19 protein-coding genes and 1 pseudogene are annotated in these 23,715 nt (G+C 73.5%); 11 read left to right on the forward strand and 9 right to left on the reverse strand.

Annotated elements, in window-relative coordinates:
* A partial coding sequence (locus tag QNH85_RS16190) for a sensor histidine kinase (RefSeq protein ID WP_282948076.1) occupies positions 1 to 1,267 on the reverse strand: 1,267 nt, incomplete at its 3' end.
* Between the two features lie 168 nt (positions 1,268 to 1,435).
* On the opposite strand from QNH85_RS16190, the gene QNH85_RS16195 reads away from it, so the two are divergent.
* Both QNH85_RS16195 and QNH85_RS16200 read left to right on the forward strand, forming a co-directional pair.
* Complete coding sequence (locus QNH85_RS16195; protein WP_213284077.1) at positions 1,436 to 2,128, forward strand: response regulator transcription factor; 693 nt, start codon at positions 1,436 to 1,438, stop codon at positions 2,126 to 2,128.
* Between the two features lie 3 nt (positions 2,129 to 2,131).
* Positions 2,132 to 3,457, forward strand: coding sequence for an ATP-binding protein (locus QNH85_RS16200; RefSeq protein WP_282948077.1), 1,326 nt, complete (start codon positions 2,132 to 2,134; stop codon positions 3,455 to 3,457).
* Positions 3,458 to 3,488: 31 nt separating this feature from the next.
* Here the strand turns inward: QNH85_RS16200 and QNH85_RS16205 are convergent, their stop codons facing one another.
* Positions 3,489 to 4,100 (reverse strand): GtrA family protein, encoded by a 612-nt coding sequence (locus QNH85_RS16205; RefSeq protein ID WP_282948078.1) that lies wholly within the window; start codon positions 4,098 to 4,100, stop codon positions 3,489 to 3,491.
* 62 nt (positions 4,101 to 4,162) lie between these two features.
* On the opposite strand from QNH85_RS16205, the gene QNH85_RS16210 reads away from it, so the two are divergent.
* The 3 genes and pseudogenes from QNH85_RS16210 to QNH85_RS16220 form a co-directional block, all read left to right on the forward strand.
* A complete protein-coding gene (locus QNH85_RS16210) occupies positions 4,163 to 5,329 on the forward strand; it encodes a 5-(carboxyamino)imidazole ribonucleotide synthase (RefSeq protein WP_282948079.1) in 1,167 nt (388 codons plus the stop codon).
* Positions 5,330 to 5,352: 23 nt separating this feature from the next.
* Positions 5,353 to 5,901, forward strand: coding sequence for a 5-(carboxyamino)imidazole ribonucleotide mutase (purE, locus tag QNH85_RS16215; protein WP_282948080.1), 549 nt, complete (start codon positions 5,353 to 5,355; stop codon positions 5,899 to 5,901).
* 308 nt (positions 5,902 to 6,209) lie between these two features.
* Positions 6,210 to 7,250: pseudogene (locus QNH85_RS16220) on the forward strand (acyltransferase family protein); the annotation flags it as partial.
* 119 nt (positions 7,251 to 7,369) lie between these two features.
* Here the strand turns inward: QNH85_RS16220 and QNH85_RS16225 are convergent.
* The 5 genes from QNH85_RS16225 to QNH85_RS16245 form a co-directional block, all read right to left on the reverse strand.
* On the reverse strand, positions 7,370 to 8,284 hold the full coding sequence (locus QNH85_RS16225; protein ID WP_282948081.1) for an LCP family protein: 915 nt from the start codon (positions 8,282 to 8,284) through the stop codon (positions 7,370 to 7,372).
* A gap of 649 nt (positions 8,285 to 8,933) precedes the next feature.
* The gene (locus QNH85_RS16230) at positions 8,934 to 10,244 is read right to left on the reverse strand and encodes an LCP family protein (RefSeq protein ID WP_282948082.1); all 1,311 of its coding nucleotides are present in this window, start codon (positions 10,242 to 10,244) and stop codon (positions 8,934 to 8,936) included.
* 166 nt (positions 10,245 to 10,410) lie between these two features.
* Positions 10,411 to 11,406, reverse strand: coding sequence for a dTDP-glucose 4,6-dehydratase (rfbB, locus tag QNH85_RS16235; RefSeq protein ID WP_213284071.1), 996 nt, complete (start codon positions 11,404 to 11,406; stop codon positions 10,411 to 10,413).
* Positions 11,407 to 11,482: 76 nt separating this feature from the next.
* Complete coding sequence (locus QNH85_RS16240; protein WP_346016335.1) at positions 11,483 to 12,649, reverse strand: glycosyltransferase family 2 protein; 1,167 nt, start codon at positions 12,647 to 12,649, stop codon at positions 11,483 to 11,485.
* Complete coding sequence (locus QNH85_RS16245; RefSeq protein ID WP_282948083.1) at positions 12,574 to 13,665, reverse strand: glycosyltransferase family 4 protein; 1,092 nt, start codon at positions 13,663 to 13,665, stop codon at positions 12,574 to 12,576. Before QNH85_RS16245 ends, QNH85_RS16240 begins: the two co-directional genes overlap by 76 nt.
* Before the next feature lie 170 nt (positions 13,666 to 13,835).
* Here QNH85_RS16245 and QNH85_RS16250 point away from each other — a divergent pair, with 170 nt between their 5' ends.
* Positions 13,836 to 15,284 (forward strand): MBOAT family O-acyltransferase, encoded by a 1,449-nt coding sequence (locus QNH85_RS16250; RefSeq protein ID WP_282948084.1) that lies wholly within the window; start codon positions 13,836 to 13,838, stop codon positions 15,282 to 15,284.
* Between the two features lie 2 nt (positions 15,285 to 15,286).
* Positions 15,287 to 16,792 carry an alginate O-acetyltransferase AlgX-related protein gene (locus QNH85_RS16255; protein WP_282948085.1) on the forward strand — a complete coding sequence of 502 codons (1,506 nt, stop codon included), beginning with the start codon at positions 15,287 to 15,289 and terminating at the stop codon, positions 16,790 to 16,792.
* Positions 16,793 to 16,820: 28 nt separating this feature from the next.
* Here the strand turns inward: QNH85_RS16255 and rfbC are convergent, their stop codons facing one another.
* A complete protein-coding gene (rfbC, locus tag QNH85_RS16260; RefSeq protein WP_282948086.1) occupies positions 16,821 to 17,441 on the reverse strand; it encodes a dTDP-4-dehydrorhamnose 3,5-epimerase in 621 nt (206 codons plus the stop codon).
* 107 nt (positions 17,442 to 17,548) lie between these two features.
* Here rfbC and QNH85_RS16265 point away from each other — a divergent pair, with 107 nt between their 5' ends.
* The 4 genes from QNH85_RS16265 (at position 17,549) to QNH85_RS16280 (ending at position 21,233) form a co-directional block, all read left to right on the forward strand.
* Complete coding sequence (locus tag QNH85_RS16265) at positions 17,549 to 17,797, forward strand: hypothetical protein (protein WP_282948087.1); 249 nt, start codon at positions 17,549 to 17,551, stop codon at positions 17,795 to 17,797.
* 497 nt (positions 17,798 to 18,294) lie between these two features.
* On the forward strand, positions 18,295 to 18,495 hold the full coding sequence (locus QNH85_RS16270) for a hypothetical protein (RefSeq protein WP_282948088.1): 201 nt from the start codon (positions 18,295 to 18,297) through the stop codon (positions 18,493 to 18,495).
* 61 nt (positions 18,496 to 18,556) lie between these two features.
* On the forward strand, positions 18,557 to 20,080 hold the full coding sequence (locus tag QNH85_RS16275; protein WP_282948089.1) for a DUF2142 domain-containing protein: 1,524 nt from the start codon (positions 18,557 to 18,559) through the stop codon (positions 20,078 to 20,080).
* A gap of 112 nt (positions 20,081 to 20,192) precedes the next feature.
* Entirely contained in the window at positions 20,193 to 21,233 is a 1,041-nt protein-coding gene (locus QNH85_RS16280; RefSeq protein WP_282948090.1) for a glycosyltransferase, read from the forward strand.
* On the opposite strand, the gene QNH85_RS16285 is transcribed toward QNH85_RS16280, so the two are convergent.
* Positions 21,214 to 23,658, reverse strand: coding sequence for an LGFP repeat-containing protein (locus QNH85_RS16285; RefSeq protein WP_282948091.1), 2,445 nt, complete (start codon positions 23,656 to 23,658; stop codon positions 21,214 to 21,216). The two genes, QNH85_RS16280 and QNH85_RS16285, sit on opposite strands and share 20 nt — an antisense overlap.
* Positions 23,659 to 23,715 lie beyond the last annotated feature (57 nt).

A 23,715-nucleotide genomic window follows, 5' to 3' on the forward strand; every position in this document is an offset into this window, starting at 1 on the left:
ATGCCGTCGGGCAGGGGCGCCTCGCCGGGCATGAGCCGGGCGCAGGCGGCCTGGACCGCGGGGACCAGGCGGGCACCGTGGGCGGCTCCGTCGCGCGGGAGCCAGCGGACGGTGACGCCGGCGGGGGGGGCGGCGGGGGGGCCGGCGGCCGGGGCGGGGGGCGCGCGCGGGGGGCCGCCGCCCCCCCCCCCGGCCGCCGGCCGGCGCCCCGCGCGGGGGGGGGGGCGGCCCGCCACTGCACCAGCACGGTGACCGCCGGGTCGGGACCGGCGTGCTTGAGCACGTTGGTCAGCGCCTCCTGGCAGATCCGGTAGACCGTGAGCCCGACGCCGGGCGGCAGCTGCCGCGCGGTGCCCATCCGGACCAGCGACGCCCGCACACCCGACGCGCGGACCTGCTCGACGAGGCCCTCGAGGTCCTGCTCCGCCGGCTGCGGGGTGTACGGGGTCGTCGCGGACCTCTCGGCGGCGTCGGGCTCGCGCAGCACCCCGAGCAGCCGCCGCATGTCGGCGAGCGCGGCGCGGCCGGTCTCCGCGATGGTGCCGAGCGCACGGGTCGCGGCGTCGGGGTCGGCCGCGGCGGCGTACCGCCCGCCGTCCGCCTGGGCGACCACGACGGACAGGGAGTGGGCCACGATGTCGTGCATCTCGCGGGCGATGCGGGTGCGCTCCGCGGCGGTCGCGATCTGGGCCTGCTGGTCGCGCTCCACCTCCAGCCGCTCGGCGCGGTCCCGCAGCGCGGCGATCGTCTCGCGCCGGGAGCGGCGCATCAGGCCGAACGCCCAGGTGGCGACGGCGCACGCCGAGCAGAACACCCAGAGCAGGACGACCGTGGCGGCGACGTCCACGGGCCTCGTGGCACCGAGCACCGCCTGGTAGCCGAGCATCGCGCTGAGCAGCAGGCTGCCCACCACCGCGGACAGGATCGCGGTGCGGTGCGCCCAGCGGGGGCCGTGCACCGTGACGGAGTACAGCGCGATGAGCACCGCCACGTCCGCCGGCATGAACGTCGGCGTCCCGAACGCCAGGTGGGCAAGTGCGAACGCGTACACCGTGACCACGGAGGCGACCGGGTTGCGGCGGCGCCAGGCCAGCGGCGCCCAGGTCCCGACGGCCCACAGCGCCGCGAGCAGGGGGCCGGGGCCCCACTCCGTGCCGGCGGCGACGGAGATCGGCACCACGAGCAACCCCGTGAGCACGGTCAGGGTCGAGTCGATGCCGAGCTGGTGGCGCTCCTCCCACCGCGTGAGGCGTTCCCACCACGTCATCGCGCCAGCCTAGGTGCGGCCGCGGGGCCGGGTCGTGCCCCCGGGGACGGACCGAGGTCCCGGCCGGGTCCGCCCTGGGGAGGACCGGAGGCGGATCGGGGACATCTTCACCGGACCGATACCCGGGCGCACCGTGTACCAGACCCTCCCATGACCTAACATGGCGCAATGACCCAGGTGCTGCTGGCCGAGGACGATCCCGCCATTGCCGAGCCGTTGGCTCGGGCCCTGGGTCGCGAGGGCTACGACGTCCGCGTGCAGGGCACCGGCCAGGGCGCCATCGACCGCGCCAGCGAGGCCGACCTGGTGGTCCTGGACCTGGGGCTGCCCGACATGGACGGCCTCGACGTGGCCCGCGCCATCCGCAACCAGGGGCTCACCACCCCGGTGCTGGTGCTGACCGCCCGCGCGGACGAGGTCGACCTGGTCGTCGGGCTCGACGCCGGCGCCGACGACTACGTGACCAAGCCGTTCCGCCTGGCCGAGCTGCTCGCCCGCGTGCGGGCCCTCCTGCGGCGCACCGGCGGGGACACCCCCGAGGAGGACGAGCTGCGCAGCCAGGACGTCCGCGTCGACGTCGCCGCGCACCGCGCCTTCCAGGGCGAGCGCGAGCTGCACCTCACCGCCAAGGAGTTCGACCTGCTGCGTGTGCTCGTCGGCGCGGCGGGCACCGTGGTCGCGCGCGAGACGCTCATGCGCGAGGTCTGGGGCTCGGACCCCACCGGGTCCACCAAGACGCTCGACATGCACGTGTCGTGGCTGCGCCGCAAGCTCGGCGACGACGCCAGCGCGCCCCGCTACATCAGCACGGTGCGCGGCATGGGGTTCCGGTTCGAGTCCGGTGAGGGCACGCGGGGCTGACCCGTGCGCCGCCGCGTCCTCCAGGCCACCATCGCGGCCGTGACCGTCGCGGTCGTGCTGCTCGGCTTCCCCCTCGCCTTCCTCGGCGCCCAGTACGTCCGCGACAACGAGATCGGGTCGCTGGAGACCCGGGCGTCCGACCTCGCGCAGCAGATCGACAGCCGTGTCCAGGAGGGCACCCCGCTGTCCGACGACATGCTGGAGCCGTACGTCGACCGCGGCGGCGGCATCGAGGTCAGCATCTTCGTGGTCGCGCAGGACGGCGCCCGCTACCAGGCCGGCCCGGAGGTCCCGGAGCGGTCCGTGACGATCGCGGAGACGTCGACGACCGGCGCGCGCATCACGATGTACGCCCCGTGGTGGGACGTGTTCCTCATGAGCGCGCAGATCATGGGCCTGGTGGTGGCGGCCGCCGTGGTGGCGTTCGCCGCCGGCATCGCGATGGCGATCTGGCAGGCCAACCGGCTGGCCGCCCCGCTGGTGTACCTCGCCGCGTCCGCCGAGCAGCTCGGCTCCGGGCAGGTGCGCCCGCAGCTGGAGGCGTCCGGCGTCGAGGAGATCGACCTCGTGGCCGCGGAGCTCGCGCGCAGCGCCGACCGGATGGCGGGGCGGCTCGCGGCCGAGCGGCAGTTCGCGTCCGACGCCTCCCACCAGCTCCGGACCCCGCTGACCGCGCTGAGCATGCGGCTCGAGGAGATCATGCTGGCCTCGGACGACGCCGCCGTGCGCGAGGAGGCGCGGATCTCCCTGGAGCAGGTCGAGCGGCTCGTCACCGTGGTCGACGACCTGCTGACCCGGTCCCGGCGCGCGCAGGGCGGCACCACCGAGGCCGTCCGGCTGATCGACGTGGTGCACCAGCAGGAGGAGGAGTGGCGGCCGACGTTCGAGGCGGCGGGTCGCCGGCTGGTGGTCGACGTCGATCGGAAGGCCCAGGTGTTGGCGACCCCGGGCGCCCTCGCCCAGGTGCTCGCCACGCTGATCGAGAACTCCCTGCGGCACGGCGGCGGCACCACGACGGTGCGGTCCCGGCCGGGTGCGTCGCGCGCGGTCGTCGTCGAGGTGGCCGACGAGGGCGAGGGCGTGCCGGACGACCTGGCGCCGCGGATCTTCGAGCGCGAGGTCACGTCCGGCAAGGGCACCGGCCTGGGCCTCTCGCTCGCCCGGGACCTCGCGTCGGCCGACGGGGCGCGCCTGGAGCTCGCGCAGCGGCGCCCGGCGGTGTTCGCGCTGTTCCTCACGGGCGTCCCCGCGGCGATGGCGCCCGACGTGGTCCTGCCGCGTGGGTCGATCATCTCGCCGCGGGTCGAGCGGCCGCGCCGGCGTCGCTAGGCGATGCGTCGGGCGGCGCGTCGGGCCGGTGTCAGGCGGTCTCCCCCGGACGGGGCCGGGGGACGGCACCGGTGGCACCTGTGGCACCGCTGGCGCCGTGGGCGCGGGCCTCGTGCCCGACGGCGGCGAGCGCGACCGGGGGCTTCGACGTGCCGGTGAACACGAACAGCTTGTACCCGACGTACCGCAGCACCGTGCCGAGCCCGATGCCGATCACGTTCGCCACGTTGTCCGCGAACGGACCCCGCATGTCCAGCACGTAGTGGGAGAACCACAGCGTCCCGACGGTGATCCCGATGCCCAGGGCGTTGATCACCGCGAACAGCGCGAGCTCGCGACCGCGGCCGTGCGTGCGCTGGTCCGCGAAGGTCCAGTGCCGGCTGCCCAGCCACGACACCAGCGTCGCGAGCACGACCGCGATGATCCGGGCGGTCAGGGGCTTGCCGTGCAGCGCGTCCACCGGCCCGAACCGCAGCAGGTTGTACGTGCCGAGGTCCACGACGAACGCGACGGTGCCGACCGAGCCGAACCGGGCGAGCTCGAGGGCGCGGGCGCGCAGGGCGGCGCTGAGCCGGCCGGGACGGGCCTCGCGGGCGGGTCCCGGCGCGGCGGCGAGGCCGGGCGCGCGGGAGGAGGAGAGCACCGGGAGACGATATCCCTACCCGCTGGGGGAGTGCTGTGCGAGGTCGGTTAGGCTCGTCGACCGTGGCAGCACCCGTGGTGGCAGTGGTCGGTGGTGGGCAGCTCGCCCGCATGATGGCGCCCGCGGCGACCGCGCTGGGCATCCGTCTGCGGGTGCTGGTGGAGGACCCCGCGTCCTCGGCGGCGCAGGTGGTCGTCGACGCGCCGGTCGGCGCCGCTGCGGACCCCGTGGCGGTCGAGGCGCTGGTGGCCGGCGCCGACGCGCTGACCTTCGAGCACGAGCACGTGCCGAACGGGTTGCTCACCGAGCTGGTCGACCGCGGGGTCGCCGTGCGTCCCGGCCCGGACGCGCTGGTGCACGCGCAGGACAAGATCGTCATGCGCACCCGGCTCACCGCGCTCGGCGTCCCGTGCCCGCGCTGGGCGCCCGTCGCCTCGGCCGGCGAGCTGACGGCTTTCCTCGCGGCCGGCGACGGCACCGCCGTGGTGAAGACCGCCCGCGGCGGCTACGACGGCAAGGGCGTGCGCGTCGTGCGGTCCGCGGACGAGGCCGGCGACTGGCTGGCCGCCGCGGCCGACGGCACCGGCGCCCCGCTGCTGGCCGAGGAGCGCGTGCCGTTCACCCGCGAGCTCGCCGCGCTGGTCGCGCGCACCCCCTCCGGCGAGGTGCGCACGTGGCCGGTCGTGGAGTCCGTGCAGCGCGACGGGGTGTGCTCCGAGGTCGTGGCGCCCGCGCCGGACCTCGACCCGCGCACCGCCGCCGCCGCCGAGGGCATCGCGCGGACCGTGGTGGAGGGTCTGGGCGTCACCGGCGTGCTCGCGGTCGAGCTGTTCGAGGTGGCCGACCCGGACGGCGGAGCCCCGCGGGTCCTGGTGAACGAGCTCGCGATGCGCCCGCACAACTCCGGGCACTGGACCATCGACGGCTCCGTGACCAGCCAGTTCGAGCAGCACCTGCGCGCCGTCCTCGACCTGCCGCTCGGCGCCACCGGGGCCCGCGCGCCGTGGACGGTGATGGCCAACGTCCTGGGCAGCACCCGCGCGGAGCTGGCCGACGGCCTCGCCGAGGTCGCGGCGCTGGACCCCGGCGCCAAGGTGCACCTGTACGGCAAGGGCGTCCGCCCCGGCCGCAAGCTCGGGCACGTGACCGTCAGCGGCGACGACCTCGCCGACGTCCGCCGCCGGGCCGTCGCGGCCGCCGCCGTGCTGCGCGGCGAGCCCGTCGCGTGACCCGCAACGACCCGGAGGAACACATGGCTGCGCAGGGACCGCTCGTCGGCATCGTGATGGGCTCCGACTCGGACTGGCCCGTGATGGAGGCCGCCGCCCAGGCGCTCGCCGAGTTCGACGTGCCCGTCGAGGTCGACGTCGTCTCGGCGCACCGCCAGCCGGACAAGATGGTCGAGTACGGGCGCACCGCCGCCGACCGGGGGCTGCGCGTGATCGTCGCGGGTGCCGGGGGAGCGGCGCACCTGCCGGGCATGCTCGCGGCCGTCACGCCGCTGCCCGTCGTCGGGGTGCCCGTGCCGCTCGCGCGGCTCGACGGCCTGGACTCGCTGCTGTCCATCGTGCAGATGCCCGCCGGGGTGCCGGTCGCCACCGTGTCGATCGGCGGGGCCCGGAACGCCGGGCTGCTCGCCGCGCGGATCCTCGGGGCGGGGACCGACGACACCGCGCGCCGGGTCGCCGCGGCGATGCGGGCGTTCCAGGACGACCTGCGGGCCCAGGCGGACGCCAAGGGGGAGCGGCTGCGCGCGCAGCACGGGGACGGCCGCCGGCAGGGCGTCGGCTTCGGCGCCTGAGGGCGCTGCGCTGCGCGGGTGCCTGAGGGCGCGGCGCGGCGCGGTGGCTGAGGCGCTGCGCGGCGCGGTGGCTGAGGCGCTGCGCGGCGCGGTGGCTGAGGCGCTGCGCGGCGCGGTGGCTGAGGCGCTGCGCGGCGCGGTGGCTGAGGCGCTGCGCGGCCGCGAGGTCGTCAGTGCGGCACGGGGTCGTCCCGCAGGACGGGCGACCTCGGCATCGTGTGACGACCTCGGGCCGGGACGCGTGAAGGACTCGTCGAGGCCGCCCGCTCGACGGGCGAGGCGCCGCGGGCCGACCTACCGTCGATCGGGTGACGACCCTCGCGCCGCCCCGGACCGCGCCCGGCCCCGACGCCGCAGCGACCGCCGCCCCCGCGCCGCCGGGGGCCCGTGCCCCGCGGCTCGCGGCCCTCGACGGCCTGCGGTTCCTCGCCGCCCTCGGGGTCCTCGCGTACCACTTCACCGCCCGGCAGACCGACGCCTGGGGCCGGGACCTCGCCGAGGTCGCGCCCGCCGTCGCGCCGTGGGCCGTGTACACGTCGCTGGGCCCCGAGCTGTTCTTCGTGATCAGCGGCTTCGTCATCCTCATGACCGCGTGGGGCCGCTCCGTCCCGGACATCGTCGGGTCGCGGGTCGGCCGGCTGTTCCCGGCCTACTGGGTGGGCGTGCTGGCGACCGGCGCGCTGCTGCTCCTGGTCTGGCCGGGCAAGGAGATCACCGGCGACCAGGTCCTGGTGAACCTCACGCTGCTGCAGAGCCTGTTCGACGTCGACCACGTCGACGGCGTGTACTGGACGCTCTGGGTGGAGCTGCGGTTCTACCTGCTGGTCGCGGTGTTCGCAGCCGTCGGGATCACCCGGGCACGCGTGCTGTGGTTCGCCGCCCTGTGGCCCGCCGCGGCGATGCTGGCCCGGACGCTCGGGATGACGGATGCCGTCACCTGGCTCGTCGCCCCGTACGCCCCGCTGTTCGCCGCCGGCATGGCGCTGTACGTGATCCACCGGACCGGGCACCGCGTCCTGCCCTGGCTGCTCGTGGCGGGCAACGCCGCGCTGGCCACCGCGGCGCTCGTGCCGGCGCGCATGGACTCGCTCGGCGAGAACTCCGTCGTCGCGCCGCGGCCCGCGCTGCTCACGGCGGCGCTGCTCGGCTGCGTCGGGCTCGTCGCGCTGGTCGCCCTCACACCCCTGTCGCGGTGGCGCTGGGCGGGCCTGACCACCGTCGGCGCGCTCACCTACCCGCTGTACCTCACCCACGAGTACTGGGGTCTGTGGGTCGTGCACCTGCTCACCGGGCGCCTGCCGGTGTGGGCGGTGCTGACCGCGGCCGTGGCGTTCTCGCTCGTGCTCGCGTGGCTGGTGCACCGGTTCGTCGAGCGGCCGTTCGGGCCCCGCCTGCGCCGCGCGACCCGCGAGGGGTGCGAGCGGCTGCGCGACGGCGCGGCCCGCGCGGTGCGGACCGTGCGGGAGCGCTACGAGGCCGGGACGCCGCCGACGACGCCGGGGGGCAGGGTGCCGTCCCGGACGGCCGCGAAGAACGTCGGCGTCTGGTCCGGGTCCAGCCGCACCGTGGAGCCCGCACCGCCCGGCCGGTAGTCCATGTCGATGATCGGCGGGGTGCCGGTGATGCCGTCGGGTCCGGTCGCGGCGCGGAACGCCAGCGCGAGCTTCCCGAGATCGACGATGTCCGTGCCGTCGCTCGCGGTGAGCGCACCCGTGCCCGAGCTGATCAGCGACACCTGCTTGCCCGGCTGGAACAGCAGCGACGGGTTCTCGGCCTTCTGCGCGACGGCGGAGATGAGCTGGCGCTGGCGCAGGCCGCGGCCGATGTCGCCCGAGGGATCGGCGTAGCGCATCCGCGAGAACGCCAGCGCCTGCACGCCGTCGACCGTCTTGCAGCCGGGGGTGTCCCAGATCAGGCCGGACTTCGGCTCGTTCACCGGGAACTGGATGCCGGTGCTCTCGTCGAGGCACAGATCGACGCCGCCCAGGGAGTCGACGATCTGCTCGACGCCCCCGAACCCCACCTCGACGTAGTGGTCGACGGTCATGCCGGTCAGGCCCTCGACGGTCTGCACGAGGAGCGGCGCGCCGCCCCAGGAGAACGCGGCGTTGAGCTTGCTCGGCTCCTGACCGGGGATCTCCGTGTACGTGTCGCGGGGCAGCGAGATGAGGGCCGCCGGGCCGGACTCCGGCACCTGCAGCAGCAGGATCGTGTCCGTGCGGGCGCCGACCGTCTCGGAGTCCTCGATGACGCCGTCCTCGCGCGAGTCCGATCCGGCGAGCAGGTAGGTCGTGCCAGGGGTGTCCGCGGCGCCGGAGAGCGCGGCGACGTGCTGGACCTTCCCGTTCGCCCACATGACCAGCCCGACGGGCCAAGCGATCACGGCGACCAGCAGGAGCGCGACGACGACGGCGACGACCCGGGCGCGCCGCCGCCGACGGCGGGGAGCGGCGGGGAGGCGTCGGGGTCCGGGCGTCCGGGGACGCCGGGACCACCCGGGCCACCGGGGCGGGCGGCGGGCCCGGTCGGACGGCCGCGCCCGGGTCCCGTCGGCGCGCTCTGCCGGGCGGGCCGGGTCCCGGGTCCCGCGGGCGTGGCGGTGGAGCCCTCGCGCGCCGGCGTGCCGGTCCGGCCGGAGACGCGCGTCGGGCGCGGGCCCTCGCCGGGCTGCGCGGGGCGCGCCCCGGCGGAGGGCGCGATGCTCGCGGGGGCCTGCGGCGGGGTCTGCGCCGGTCCCGGTGCCTGCGGCTGGCCGGGACCCGTGCCCTGCGCGCCGGCTGCGGGCCGCGCGCTGGTCCGGGCCACGGCCGGGCGGGCGGGTGCGGCGGGCCGGGCGGGCGCTGCGGGCCGGGCAGGTGCGGCGGGCCGGCTGGGACGCGTCGTGCGGCCGGGGGCGGCGCCCGCAGCAGGCGGGTCCCCGACCGGGACGGCGCCGTCGGCGGAGGGGCGACGGCCACCGCCGGCGGGCGAGAAGCTCGGCGGGGTGCCGCGGGACGGGTCCCGCGGGGAGCGGTCGTCGGGGCGCGCCACGGTCAGCAGACCGCCGTGACGTCGTCGGCGGAGAACGCCTCCTTGCCGGCCTCCCGCGTCTCGGCGGGGTCCGGTGTCGCCGGGGTGGCGGGCGCCGTGGTCTGCGGGGCGGTCGCCCCGCTGCCGGGTGCCGCGGTGCCGGCGTCCGTGCTGCCGTCGGTCGTGCCGGTGCCCGCGTCGGCCGCCGGGTCCTGGCTGGTGCCCGTCAGCATCGGCTGGTCGGCGGCGACGTTCGCCCAGATGGTGTCGGCCTCGTCGGTCCACACCACCCGGTTCGGGTCGTTCGGCGCCGTCGCGAACGGGATGGTCATGAAGGAGATGTTCCCAGCCGGGGTGCTCCGCAGGCTGTAGGCGAGGCCGGCCATGTCGGTGATCGAGCTGAACCCGCTGTCGATCGACAGGGACTCGGTCGCGGAGTCCAGGAACCGGATCAGCTGCGTGATGTCGGTCAGCATGTTCTTGCTGAGCACCGTGCTGACGACCGCGGCGAGCAGCCGCTGCTGGCGGCCGAGGCGGTTGGTGTCCGAGCCGTCGCCCACGCCGGTGCCGGTGCGGGCGCGCGCGAACGCCAGCGCGGTGGTGCCGTCCAGGGTCTGGTTGCCGGCGGTCAGGTGCAGGCCGGCCTTCGGGGCGTCCATGTCGTTCGGCACGCAGAGCGAGACGCCGCCGATGGAGTCGACCATCTTGATGAAGCCGGCGAAGTCCACGACGACGAAGTGGTGGATCGGCACGTTGGTGTTGGCCTGCACCGTGTTGATGGTGCAGGCGGCGGCGGACGCGATGTCCCCGCCGTTGTCGGCGCCGATCGAGAAGGCGGAGTTGAAGATCGCGTTGCGCTGCGACCCGGTCGTGGAGCCGTCGCTCATCGTGCAGGACGGGATGTCCACGAGGGAGTCGCGGGGGATCGAGATCAGCTCGACGCGGGTCCGGTCCGCGGAGATGTGCGCCAGGATCGTCGTGTCCGAGCGCATGCCGCCGACGTACCCGCCGATCGCCTCGTTCTCGCCGTCGCGCTCGTCGGAGCCCATCAGCAGGATGTTCACCGGCTGGCCGGCGTTCGGGTCGTCCGGGTCCGCCGGGCCGGTCGCGGACGCGGACGGTTGCGGCTCCGGCAGGGTGTCGATGAGATCCGAGGCGTCGATCGCGTTGATGTTGCTGTTCAGCCGGACGTACAGCGCCGCTGCGCCGGACCCGCCGAAGCACAGGACCGCGACGGCGACCAGCGCCACGCCGCGCAGCACCGCGTGGGACCGGCGAGGACGCCCGTGGCGGACGGCACGAGGGCGTGCGGGGGCGGCGTGGCGGGAACTCACGGGGGAGAGCATAAGAGCCGCGCCTCGGCCCACAGCGGATCACCGGGGCGCGCGCCGTGGAGGATTCGTGCAGATGAGCGCGCCGGAGGAGTGCGACGCCGGCCGACCCGCGTTGTGCAGGGCAGCCGGCGTGCGGGTGCGTGGGAGGTCGGTGCCCAGTCGGGCGTCAGCGACCGAGCTGCGCGTACTTCGCCTCGGTGGCGTCCTTCTGCGGCCGCCACCACGCCTCGTTGGCGCGGTACCAGTCGATCGTCGCGGCGAGGCCGTCGCGGAACGTCGTGTACCGGGGCTCCCAGCCGAGCTCCGTGCGCAGCTTCGTGGCGTCGATCGCGTACCGCAGGTCGTGGCCCGGGCGGTCGCTCACCAAGTCGTACGCGTCGGGCGACTGGCCCATGAGCTCGAGGATCAGCTCGACGACGGTCTTGTTGTTCTCCTCGCCCTCGGCGCCGATCAGGTAGGTCTCGCCGGTGCGGCCCTTGGTGATGATGTCCCACACCGCGCTGTTGTGGTCCTCAACGTGGATCCAGTCGCGCACGTTCTCGCCCGTGCCGTAGAGCTTCGGGCGGATGCCGTCGACCACGTTCGTGATCTGGCGCGGGATGAACTTCTCGACGTGCTGGTACGGCCCGTAGTTGTTCGAGCAGTTCGAGATGGTCGCGCGCACGCCGAACGACCGCGCCCAGGCCCGGACCAGCAGGTCGGAGGACGCCTTGGTCGAGGAGTACGGGCTCGACGGGTTGTAGGGGGTGTCCGGCGTGAACTTGGCCGGGTCGTCCAGCTCGAGGTCGCCGTAGACCTCGTCGGTCGAGATGTGGTGGTAGCGCACGTCGTACCGGCGCACCGCCTCGAGCAGCGTGTACGTGCCGATCACGTTGGTGTGCACGAACGGCCACGGGTCGTGCAGCGAGTTGTCGTTGTGCGACTCGGCGGCGAAGTGGACCACCACGTCGCTGTTCTTCACGAGGTCGTCGACGATGTCGTGGTCGGTGATGCTGCCCTTCGCGAACGTCACCTGCTCCCAGACGGGGGCGAGGCTCTTCTCGTCACCCGCGTACGTCAGGGCGTCGAGGACGGTCACCTGCACCTCGGGGTGCTCGCGCACCACCTGGTGGACGAAGTTGGAGCCGATGAAACCGGCTCCGCCGGTGACGAGCATGCGCACGAGGTGCTCCTGCGGTGGAAGGGATGGACCGGTCCACGATACCCAAGGCCAGCCGTGGCGGTGGCCCTCGCCCGCCCTACGCGCGGGATCCGGTCCCGTCCGCCCGGTACGGCCCGAGCGGTGTCCTGGGCGCGACGAGCAGGCGCTCGACCTCGCGCCGGGGCGTGTGAGCGGACCGCCCGATCGCCGCACGCGAGCGCAGCAGCGACGGCGCCAGACGGAGGAACGAGGCCTGGGCTCGCAGCCGCGTGCGGACCAGCGGCCAGGGCTGCCGCCGTCGCAGCAGCAGCGAGGCGGTCGTCAGCAGGTGGGCGCCGATGACCCGGGCGGCAAGTGGGGCGGACGCGTCCTTCAACACCGTCGCCATGCGGTTGCGCACGTCGTGGAACCGGGCCAGTTCGCTGCCCTCGCCTGCCGACGCCGAGTGCAGGTGGTGCACGACGGCTCCCGGGCAGTGCTGCACGCGATAGCCCCGGAGCCGCAGCCGCCACGACAGGTCCGTGTCCTCGTAGTACATGAAGTAGCGCTCGTCGAACAGCCCAGCATCCTCCAGAGCGGACACGCGCAACAGGACCGCCGCGCCGCTGAACCCGAACACGCCCGCTGGCGGACGGTGCGCGCTCGCCTCGGCCAGCCAGCCCCTGTCGCTGCCGAAGCCGTCGGCCCGCACCTGGTTGCCCGTCGAGTTCACCAGGCGCGCGGTCCCCGCGGAATCGGGCACCCAGGCGCCGTCCGGGCCGTGGACCACGTCCGGGCGGCCCTCGTCCTGCGGTCCAGCCGCGCGGAACGTCCCGGCGAGCAGGACCGTCGCCGCGAGGGCGGCGACGTCGGGACCGGCGGCGTCCATGGCCTCGACGAGTCGGCGCACGGCGTCGGGCTCGGCGGTGGCGTCGTTGTTCAGCAGCAGGGCGTACCGGCTGCGCACGTCCCGCAGCGCGAGGTTGTTCCCGCCGGCGAAGCCGAGGTTGCGCGGCGACCGCACGAGCTCGACCTCGGGGTGGGCCCGCGCAACGACCTCCGGCGTGCCGTCGGTCGACGCGTTGTCCACGACGACCACGTGCATCCGCACCGGTCCCAGGTCCTGGCGGGCGAGGCTGTCCAGGCACGCGAGCACGAGGTCGCGCGCCTGGTACGTCACAGTGACCACCGTGACGTCGGCGGCGGCCGTCACAGGCGTGCCGCCCGCCGGTAGACGGACAGGGTGCGCCGCGCGCACTCCTGCCACGTGAAGCCGGAGGCCCACGCGCGACGGGACGCCCGCGCCGCCTCGTCGTCGGGTGCGTCGAGCGCCCGGGCCAGGCCGTCGGCAAGCGCGTCGACGTCGACGGGGTCGGCGAGCTGCGCGTGGCCGCCCGCCACCTCCCGCAGCGCGGGGATGTCCGCGGCGAGCACCGGCCGCCCGGCGGCGAGCGCCTCGAGCACCGGCAGGCCGAACCCCTCGTCCAGCGAGGGCAGGACCAGTGCGCGGGCACCTGCCACCAGGGCCCGCAGGTCGTTCTCAGCGAGCCACCCCGTGGGCACGACCCCGGGCCGGGCGGTCGACGCGGTCTCGCGGCCCGCCGGCCCGGCGAGCACGAGGTCGGGCGTCCCGGGGCGAGAGGCGCGTAGAGCGGCGTGCGCCTCGAGCAGCCGGGGGAGATTCTTGCGGGGGTCGAGCGACCCCACGAACACCACGTACTCGGGCGGCACCCATGGCGCGGCGGTCGAGAGCGGCCGCGGGGGCGCCGACCAGGCGGGGTCCACCCCGAGGGGCGTCGGCGTCACGCGGGAGGCGTCCAGGCCGTACCGCTCCCTCACCGCCGCGGCGACGGTCTCGCTCGGGGTGACGACGTGCGCCCCCCGGTCGAGCGCCCGCTGCACGAGGTCGCGGTACGCGAGCGAGTCGGCGGAGACGGTGCCAGGGTGGTCCACGTAGGTGAGGTCGTGCACGGTGACGACCTCCGCCGCACCGCGGGTGGGCGGTGACACGAAGTTGGTCCCGTGGAAGACGTCGGTGCGCCCCACCAGCAGCTCCACGGGCGGCCAGGAACCGCGCGTCCAGCCGGCGCGCAGGAGGCGGGCCGGGACCCGCGGGCCGGTCTGCCGCACCCCCGGCGGCAGGTCGGCGACGCGCCCGCCCCGTGCCGACCACGTGGAGACGTCGACCCGGTCGTCCGAGCCGGACAGCTCGGCGGCGGTCGCGGCCAGCAGCTCGGCGACGTAGCGCCCGATGCCGGTCCGGTTCCCGAGCAAAGGGGTGGCGTCGAGCGTGAACCTCACCGCGGCATGATCTCACGGAGCCGGGTCGCCCGGACGCGGCGGTCGCCCTCGGCCGGAGGGCGGGTGACGCCCGGTAGGGTGTGCCCGCCGTCCCGTGTGCCCCGTGCGCTGCCTAGGGCGCGGCGCAGGGTCAGTACGCAGCCGGTACGCATCTCGAGGACGGTCACAGGGTGGTCTTCAGTTCCTACACGTTCGTGTTCGGGTTCCTCCCGGCCTTCCTGATCGCCTACTACTTGCTGCGTCCCCGGTTCCGCAACGCCCTGATCCTGCTCGCGAGCCTGTTCTTCTACTACGTCGGAGACAAGGACGGCATCGTCGCGCTGGTCGGTGCGATCGTCCTGAACTACGGAGTCGGCCTGGGCATGGGCCCGACCGCAGACGCGGCGACGCCGAGCTGGGCGGGACGCCGGACGCGCTCCCGCAGCTGGCGACTCCGGTGGATGTGGTTCGGCGTCGCACTGAACCTGGCCGTCCTCGGCTGGTACAAGTACGCGGGCTTCTTCACCTCGTCGGTCGACGCCGTCGCCGAGAGGTTGGGCCTCGGCAACCCGCTGCCCGTGCTCGACGTCGCCCTGCCGCTCGGGATCAGCTTCTTCGTGTTCCAGGGCATTAGCTACCTGGTCGACGTCTACCGCGGCACGATTGCACCCACCCGGAACTTCGTCGTCTTCGGGGCGTACAAGTCGCTGTTCCCGCAGCTGATCGCCGGCCCGATTGTGCGCTACCGTGACATCGCCGACGCGCTGGATCACCGCGCGGTCACCGAGTCGATGGTCTTCCAGGGCGTCGTCCGCTTCGTGATCGGCTTCACCAAGAAGGTGCTGCTGGCCGACACGTTCGCGCTCACCGCCGACGCGATCTTCGCCCTGCCGCAGGACCAGCTCAGCACGTCGACCGCCTGGCTCGGCACGATCGCGTACACACTCCAGATCTACTTCGACTTCTCGGCGTACTCCGACATGGCGATCGGCATGGCGCTGATGATGGGCTTCAGGTTCCCGGAGAACTTCAACTACCCGTACACCTCACGCTCGATCCGCGAGTTCTGGCGCCGGTGGCACATGACGCTGTCCAGCTGGTTCCGGGACTACGTCTACATCCCGCTCGGCGGCAGCCGGGCGGGGAAGGTGCGCACGTACGTGAACTCCCTGATCGTCTTCTCCCTCACCGGCCTGTGGCACGGTGCGGCGTGGACCTTCGTCGTCTGGGGACTCTGGCATGGCCTCTTCATCGTGCTCGAACGGCTGATTGACCTGGACAGCCGCCGCATCCCGTCCGTGCTCCGATGGGCGGGGACGATGGGCGTCGTGCTCGTCGGCTGGGTGCTGTTCCGAGCCGAGTCGTTCGACAAGGCGATGCACATGCTCGGCCTGCTAGTCGGCATCGGGGACGGAGCCGTGGGCGCCCGGCCGTTCGGCGAGTTCTGGACCTCCGCGCTCGCCGTCGCCGTCGTCGCCGGCCTCGTCCTCAGCTTCCCGGTGTACAGGTGGATCAAGGAGCGGCTGCCCCGCATGCCGCGCCTCGTCGCTGGCTGGCTGTTCTTCTCGTTGCTGTTCGTGCTCGCCAGCGCCAAGGTGCTTGCCGGGGCGTACAGCCCGTTCCTGTACTTCCGGTTCTGACGATGGGACGCACTCAGATGCGCTGGACCTCCTGGGGTCGCAAGGCAACCGTCGCGGTGTTCATGGGGGCGTTGCTCGCGCCGCTGATCGCGGTCGGCTTCTCCAACCACGTTCGGGAGACGGTCGCGGTCGTCGCCGGCAACCCGGGGGAGTGGCAGGCGCAGTCCAACCGGCTGCGCGCGGCAACGCCGCTGTGGGACAACGCGGTGTCCGCGTACTCCACGCTCCTGTACGACCTCGGCACCTCGTCCAACGAGGGCGTCGGCGTGGTCGGGCGGGACGGCTGGATGTTCCTCGGCGACGTGCAGAACGCGAACTTCTCGCAGGCGATTGGCCGCCGGCAGTACACGCAGCAGGAGATCGACGCGTGGGCCTCGGTCGTGGACGACCAGCGGGAGTGGCTGGCCGCGCGCGGCATTCCGATGGTCTTCGCCGTGGGCCCGGCCAAGTGGTCCGTCTACCCGGACCAGCTCCCGGCCTGGACTGACGACGTGCGCGAGGAGACGATCTTCGACCAGATCCTGGCCGCCCGGCCGGACCTCGGCGTGGTGGACCTGCGGCCGGGGCTGCGCGAGGCGCGCGACACCGCCGACACCTACTCCAAGCTCAACAGCCACTGGACGGACTACGGTGCGTACGTCGGGTGGCAGGGGATCGCCGACGCCATCGAGCAGCGGCTCCCGGGGGTCGACGCCCACGCCTCGGCGCTGGAGTCGGTGACGACTTCCGACGACGGACCGAACGAATTCGACGCGATGATGGGCGTGCGCGCGCCGAACCCGTGGACGACCCCCGAACTCGCGCAGCCGCTGCCGGACTACCAGGTCCCTCAGGGAGACGGCACCGCGGTGACGCTCTCCGGTGACCAGGTGACGAATCTGCTCGACCTGCCGCGTACCACGACCAACCCCGACGCCGGCAACGACCTGACCGTCCTCGTCCTGCGCGACTCGATGGGTGACGCGCTCTCGCCATACATCCAAGCGGCGTTCGGCACCACGGTGCAGGTCCGGCACAACATCGACTCGCCGCAGGAGGCTCCGAACCTCGCGGCGATGGTCGACCTCGTGCAGCCGGACCTCGTGCTGGTGGAGATGGCGGAGCGGCACTTCAACTCCGGCCTGCCGGACGGCGAGGCTTGGGCGGCGGCCAACGCCTACGACCGCGCCGACGCCGGTGCAGGGTCGTCGTGGACCTCGAGCGACCCGGCTGCCGCGACCCTGTCAGTCGAGGGCGCGCTGGGCACCGGCACCAGCTCGACGGTCCGCTGGGACGCCCCCACGGCGGGCACCGCGGTGCTGCGGGTGTCCCTGCTCGCATCCGGCCCCGGCACCATGACCGTCAGAGCGGACGACGGGACTGCTCGCTCGCTGCGGGTCGCGCGCGACTCGAACGTCCTGTTCGCCGAGATCCCCGTCGCCGCCGGCGCGCAATCGGTGACGCTCGAGCTCGGGGCCGGCTCTGCGGCTGCGGAACTCACGTCCCTGAGCGTGCGTCCCGCCTCCTGACCGGATGCGGGACGCACGCCGGGAGTGGTCAGGCGCCGCCCAGCGAGCGGACGTAGGCCACGACGTCGGCCGCCCTCGGCAGCAGACCCTGCTCCTGGGCCTGGGCGAGGGTCGGCGCCGCTTGGTCCTTCTCGGACAGCAGCGGGGTTAGGGGCGCTCCCGACCGGTCCGTCGTCGGCCACTCGATCCCGAGCGCGGGGTCCAGTGGGTGGATGCCGTGCTCGCGGCCCGGCGCGTAGCCGGTCGAGCACAGGTAACTCACGGCGGAGTCGTCCTCGAGGGCGAGGAACGCGTGTCCGAGCCCCTCGGACAGGTAGATGCCGCGGCGTGACTCGTCGTCGAGCAGCACGCTGTCCCACCGGCCGAACGTGGACGAGCCCACGCGGATGTCGACGGCGACGTCCAGCACGGCGCCGCGGGTGCACGTCACGTACTTGGCCTGGCCGGGCGGGACGTCCGCAAAATGGATGCCCCGCAGGACGCCGGCCGCCGACACCGAGCAGTTGGCCTGCTCGAGGGTGAGACGGTGGCCCACCACGGGGGCGAACGCCGCCTGGGAGAACCACTCGAGGAAGACCCCCCGGGGGTCGGCGAACTGCCGGGGCGTGATCTCCCACGCACCCGGCACGGCGAGCTGTCGGTACTCCACAGGAATCCTCCAGGTCAGGTGACTCGGTCTGGGCCAGGATATGGGCCCGCGCGGCGGTGGCGTCCCGAGCGTGTGTGCGTCACCCACGGACGAGCGATGCTGGCCCCATGACGACCATGCGCGAGGTGGCGGAAGACGTGGCACGGCGCACCGGGGTCCCGTACGAGCGCGTGCTGGTGGCTGCCGAGGAGGAGCTCGTCGCACTCGGGTACGACGTGCCGCGCGAGGGAGTGGCTCCCGACTTCCGGTTCGACACCCAGCACCTGGACGTGGTTATCGCCGGTGTGGAGGCGGCGCTCGGTGTCTCAGAGGTGCGGCCAGCGCCGGTGCAGGAGACGGAGACAGACGACCTCTGACGTCCCACCGCAACGCGGAGCCGCCCCCGCCTGCCCCGTAGGCGCCGTAGGCTCTCGGGTGATCGCCACCGCAGGTGGCCGGTGGAAGGGGTTCGCACGTGACGGGCCGTTTGTGGCGAAAGCGGTGGGTGGTGGCGGCCGCGGTGCTGGTCGTCGTCCTAGGTGCCGGGACGGCTGTCGCGCTGTCGTGGCGGTCGGGGCCGTCTGGTGCCGAAACCGCGCCGTCACGGTCGGCGACACGGGACGCGACGCCGTCAGCGGCGCCGCCGGGCGCCGAGCCGACCGAGACACCCCGCCCGGGGGAGATGGCGCCCGTCACCACGGGGCCCGAGCGCAGCCCGGCGCCCGCGGCCACTCCGCCGCCCGACCCGGGACCGCCCACCGTGCCCGAAGGAGGCAGCGGTACGCCGGTCACCGTCTCCCGCTCGGGCTGGGACGGGACGTCGCGGTCGCTCCAGGTCGCGGCGGCCGCCACCGCGGTGGTCGAGGACGGCGCCGTGTGCACGCTCGCCGCCTCCCGCGACGGCGTCGTACTCAAGACCGAGGTCGACGCGGTGCCGGACGCGACGTCGACGAGCTGCGGCCAGATCGAGCTGCAGGACCCACGGCTCACGTCGGGGACCTGGGATGTCAGAGTGACGTACACGTCGCCGGCGACCGAGGGGACGTCTCCGCTCAGCCGGGTTGAGATACCCTGACCGCCGCCACGGTGCGCCGCGCCGTGCCGCGCTCCGTCCCGAACCGGAAGGTGAAACCTGCATGACCGCCGCCCGTCCCCTCGTCGGTGACCAACCCGGCAGGCAGGCGGTGGCCCGCCGTGTGTTATGGACCGTTTTCGTTGGGGCGTTCCTCGTCATCGGCGGCTGGTCGATCTCGAATCCGCTGATGGCGGCGCCGGACGAGCCGGCGCACGCGGTGAAGGCCGCGGCAACGGTTCGGCTGCAGTTCTCCGCCGACGAGAGCGAGTACAACCCGGGGCGGGGTACCTTCGAGGTCCCCGCTCTTTTCGCGCAGATCTGGCAGGTGCCGTGCTTCGGCTTCCAGCCGGAGACCGCGGCGAGCTGCTTCACCGGGTTCGACGGCGACCTCGCGCGGCCTTCGGAGAGCACCTCGCACGTCGCGCGGTACAACCCGGTCTACTACGCGCTCGTCGGGCTCCCGAGCCTTGCCGGGTCGAGTGAGGTGACGCTCTACGCGATGCGGCTCGTCGGCGCGGCGCTGAACGCGTTGCTGGTCGCGCTCGCCGCGCGCACGGTGGCAGAGCTCCGCCGGTGGCACTGGCCCGCCGCCGCTCTCGTCGCCTCCCTCACGCCTATGACGTTCTTCGTGTTCAGCTCGCTCACCCCGCAGGGTCCGGAGATCGCCGGTGCCGCGGTCACGTGGCTGCTCCTCCTCGCCCTGACCCGCGAGCCGGACGACGCCCTGCTGACCCAACGGATGTGGCGGCTCGTGGTGGCGTCAGGGTTGTTCGTCATCGCCCGCGGTCTGAGCCCGGCCTACCTCCTGCTCGTGATCGCGGCGGTGGTCCTCGCGGCGCCCCGCCCGGCGGTGGTGCTCGACCTGGTGCGCAATAGCCGGATCTGGCCGCAGATCGCCGCGTGCGCGGCGCTCGCCGTTGCGGGCGTCGTCTACACCCTCGCGTCGGGTTCTCTCGCGCTCGGCATCGTGCTTCCGGACGAGACGCTCACCGCGCGCGGCGTCGTGCGCACGATGCTCGGCAACACCAGCGCGTACCTCGAGCAGCTTTTGGGCGTCTTCGGATGGGGGGACACGCACCTGTCGCTGTGGACGTTGCTGCTCGCCGGCAGTGTCGTGCTGCTCGTGCTGCTCGTCGGGCTCGCCTTCGGGACGCTACGGGAGCGACTTGCAGTGGGCGCTGTCGTCGTCGCCACTTTCTTGCTCCCCATCGTCGTGCAGCTGCAGTCGTTCCGCGAGACGGGCATGGTCTGGCAGGGCAAGTACGTGATGCCGCTCGCCATCGGGGCACTGCTGATCGCGGGTTTCGGCGCCGAGAGGGAACCCATGACGGCCGCCGTCGCACGCCCGCTGCTGCGGGCGGTAGTGGCGGTCGTCGCCGTCGTGCAGGTGACGGCGGTCGCCGTGAACCTCCACCGGAACGTGAACGGCGTGAACGGAAGCTGGTTCACCGTGACCTCCGAGTCGTGGACCCCGCCCGGCGGCCCTGTGCTGTGGCTCGTGGTGCAGGCGCTGCTGTGGGCCGGCGTCTTGGTGCTCGCCTGGCGGGTCACCCGCCGACCCCTCGAGGGGGACCGCCCGGAGTGACCGGTCGAGTACCCTGGCCCGTGCTCCTAGGACGGCGCCGTCGGTGACGGCGTCCCGTCTGCCACCACTGAACCGTGGCTCTGCCGGGCCACCTGCCGCAAGGGGAACGACCGTGACCACCCAGACGCTGCGGATCGCGGCGATTGTCCCGTGCTACAACGAGGAAGCCTCGATCCGGACCGTGGTCGAGGATCTCCGGGCTGCCGTCCCGGAGATGGTCGTGTACGTGTATGACAACAACAGCACGGACCGGACGGCGCAGATCGCGAGAGAGGCCGGCGCGGTCGTGCGCTCCGAGACCCGTCGTGGCAAGGGCAACGTCGTCCGAAGGGCGTTCGGCGACGTGGACGCGGACGTCTACCTCCTGGTCGACGGGGACGACACCTACGACGCCGGAGCAGCCCGGCGGATGATCGACACCCTGCTCGCGGGGCCGCTGGACCACGTGTTGGGCGTGCGGCGGCAGGCCGAGGGTACCGAGAGCGCTTACCGGCCCGGGCATGAAACCGGCAATCGCGTCTTCAACCGGCTCGTCGGGTGGCTCTTCGGCGAGCAGGTGACCGACATGCTCAGTGGCTATCGCGTCTTTTCCCGGCGCTTCGTCAAGTCCTTCCCTGCGCTGTCCCAGGAGTTCGAGATCGAGACCGAGCTCACCGTGCACGCGATGAGCATGCGGGTTCCTCAGGTCGAGGTCGAGGTGGGATTCAAGGACCGCCCGGCCGGCAGCGAGAGCAAGCTGCGCACCTACCACGACGGCATGCGCATCCTCTGGCTGATCGCGCAGCTGCTCCGCCACGAGCGGCCGATCCAGTTCTACGGCGTCTTCGCGGCGCTCACCTTCCTCGTGAGCCTACTGCTGGGGATCCCAGTGGTGCTCGACTACGCGGAGACGGGCCTGGTGCCGCGGTTTCCGACGGCGATCCTCGCCTCGTCGTTCGCCGTGCTCGGTTGCCTCGCCGTGACGATCGGCCTCGTGCTCGACGGTGTCCTGAAGTCGCGCCGGGAGGCGATGCGGCTGTCGTACCTGCGCCTGCCCGCACCCGCGGCGCAGGACGCGCCCACCGTCGCTCTGCCAGGCCGGGACGCTGCCGACGCCGCCGCCACGCTCCCCGCCCCTACCGTGCCGACCAGGACTACGACGCTGGGACGGTGATCGTCCCGCTCTGGAACTGCTGGGAGACGGTTCCCCCGGACGTCACGGCGTCCCCGACGGGATAGCCGTACGGCCCGGTCTCCCAGCCGGCGGCCGCCCAAGCCGCCCGGACGGCACCCGAGGTCGCGTGCGCCCCGGTCGCCGGGGAGTAGTGGATCGACCCTCCGACGAAGTTCTGGTAGCGCCCGCCGTCCCGCAGCCCGCTCACGGGCTCGGAGGTCGGGTAGCCCAGGATGCCGTTCTCCCAGCCGACGCGTGCCCACGCCTGCATGAGGACGGTGTCGCTCGAGTGCGTGCCGCTGGCGGGGGAGGCGTAGATCGCCCCGCCCGCGAAGTTCTGGTACGTCCCGCCGCCTCTTAGACCGTCGACGGGGTCAGAGGTGGGGTAGCCGAGCCTCCCGCCCTCCCAACCGGTGCTCGACCACAGGACGTAGACCGTGCCCGAGGTCCAGTGCGCCCCAGTGGAGCGCGAGGCGTGCACCGCGCCGCCCGTGAAGTTCTGGAACGACCCCTGGTCGCGCAGCCCCGTGACGGTTCCCGAGGTCGGACGCCCAAGCTGTCCCGACGCACCGCCGGCGCGGTCCCACGCGGCGCGGATGCCGGTGGACATCGACTGCGGAGTCGCTGACGCCGACGTCGCGGTGATCGTTCCGCCCTGGAACGTCTGGGAGATCGCGCCCGTCGCCGGGTCGGCGACGGCCTCCGCCGTCGGGTACCCGAGGAACGGGCCGCCCTCCCAGCCCGCGGCGGACCACGTGGCGTAGAACGAGCCCACGGTGGCGTGCGCTCCCGTACTCGCCGAGGCGTGGACGGCTCCGCCGGCGAAATTCTGGTAGGAGCCGCCGTCGCGGAGCCCGGTCACCGTGCCGGAGGTCGGGGCGCCCAGCACACCGGACGTACCGCCGAGTGACTCCCACAAAGTCCGTACGGCGGTGGTCATCGCGTAGGCGGTTCCGCCGGGCCGCGGCACCGAGACGACGCCGCCCCGGAACTGCTGCGTGACCGTGCCCGAAGCGTCCGTGGTTGCCGCCGAGGTCGGGTAGCCGAGCGGGCCGCGCTCCCAGCCCGTGCTGCCCCACGCCTGGGCGACGGCGGTCGTCACGCCGAACGTGCCGGTGGCGGGTGAACTGTAGATCGCCCCGCCCGAGAAGTTCTGGTAGCTGCCACCGCCCAGGAGGCCGGACACCGGGTCAGACGTCGGGTAACCCAGCGCGCCTCGCTCCCAGCCGAGGGCGGACCAGGCGGGGACGAAGGCGTTCGTCACGTAGTGCGCGCCCGTCGCGGGCGAGGAGTAGATCACACCGCCGGCGAAGTTCTGGTAGACGCCGTTGGACGGCAGCAGCCCGAAGACGGGGTCCGACACGGGGTACCCGAGGGTGCCCGTCTCCCAGCCCGCGGCGGACCACGGTCGCGTGAACGCTGTGGTGACCCAGTGGGTCCCGGTCGCCGGGGAGGAGTAGATCGCTCCGCCGGAGAAGTTCTGGTAGGTGCCGCCCTCGCGCAGGGCGACCTGGGGCGACGTGGGGACGCCGAGGAGCGACCCGCTGTAGCCGATCCGCGCCCAGAGTTCGCCGAACGTGCCGGTCACCGCGTACCGCCACTGCGTCGTGCCGAACCAGTCGGTGAACATGGACCAGAAGTTGAGGTTGCCGTACGAGGAGCAGCCGTCCGGCGCGCCCCGCAGGACTGCGGCGTTCGGCTGGTACGGCGTGTAGTTGTACAGCGCCGCCGTCGCGGAGTTCTGGATGGTGACCGACGACGAGCCGCAGCTGGCGTTGGGGTGGAACTGGATGGTGTTCGCTCGGTCGGCCCGGTACGTGTATCGGGTCGGGTTCTGCGTGTACAGCTGAAACTGTCGTGCCGCGAGGAATACCTGATTGTAAAAGCCGTAGTACTGCGCCTCGCACGGGGCCGTGTCGGGGCACCCGTAGCCGGTTGCAATCTGATACCGGCGCGGGGTGAGCCCTGCGCCGGAGGCGGTCACCAGGCTCTGCTCCTTCTGCAGCAGCACGAGCAGCACCCGGGGGTTGATCCCGCAGGCTACCGAGACCTTGGCGATGATGTCCGCCGCCGACTCCGACGGGCGGCCCTCGTAGGTACCGGCGCACCCAGACGCCGTGCGGGTCCAGGTGTCTTGCCGGAAGTCCTTGAGGCACGGGGTGCCGGTGCTGCCTGGGCGGCACGACTGACCCATCCACGTCAGGAACGAAGCGATCTCGTCCCGGCTCATCGCGGTCGAGTCGTAGAAGACCGCGTCCGATATGATCGAGCCTGCCCGGAACTGGGACGCATCGGCGGCCCGGGCGGCCGGTACGCCGAAGGGCAGCACCGCGCAGGCGAGCACCAGGGCGAGCAGCGCGACGAGCGCCGTCCGGGCGGGGCGGGACGGCGCGGGCGGGTGCGTCGGCAACCACGAAGCGGTCATGGGGGCAGGCTACCCGGGGTGTCGCCGCCTGCCGTGGAGGTCCGCGTCCGGTTGATA

Origin of the sequence: Cellulomonas endometrii, assembly GCF_949769265.1 — a bacterium.
GTDB lineage: Bacteria > Actinomycetota > Actinomycetes > Actinomycetales > Cellulomonadaceae > Cellulomonas > Cellulomonas endometrii.

What these genes read in the sequence shown, in the direction of transcription:
- QNH85_RS16275 (WP_282948089.1), top strand. Translation starts at nt 18,557, where the DNA reads ATGACCGCCGCCCGTCCCCTCGTCGGTGACCAACCCGGCAGGCAGGCG.
- QNH85_RS16285 (WP_282948091.1), bottom strand. Translation starts at nt 23,658, where the DNA reads ATGACCGCTTCGTGGTTGCCGACGCACCCGCCCGCGCCGTCCCGCCCC.
- QNH85_RS16265 (WP_282948087.1), top strand. Translation starts at nt 17,549, where the DNA reads ATGACGACCATGCGCGAGGTGGCGGAAGACGTGGCACGGCGCACCGGG.
- purE (WP_282948080.1), top strand. Translation starts at nt 5,353, where the DNA reads ATGGCTGCGCAGGGACCGCTCGTCGGCATCGTGATGGGCTCCGACTCG.
- QNH85_RS16195 (WP_213284077.1), top strand. Translation starts at nt 1,436, where the DNA reads ATGACCCAGGTGCTGCTGGCCGAGGACGATCCCGCCATTGCCGAGCCG.
- QNH85_RS16255 (WP_282948085.1), top strand. Translation starts at nt 15,287, where the DNA reads ATGGGACGCACTCAGATGCGCTGGACCTCCTGGGGTCGCAAGGCAACC.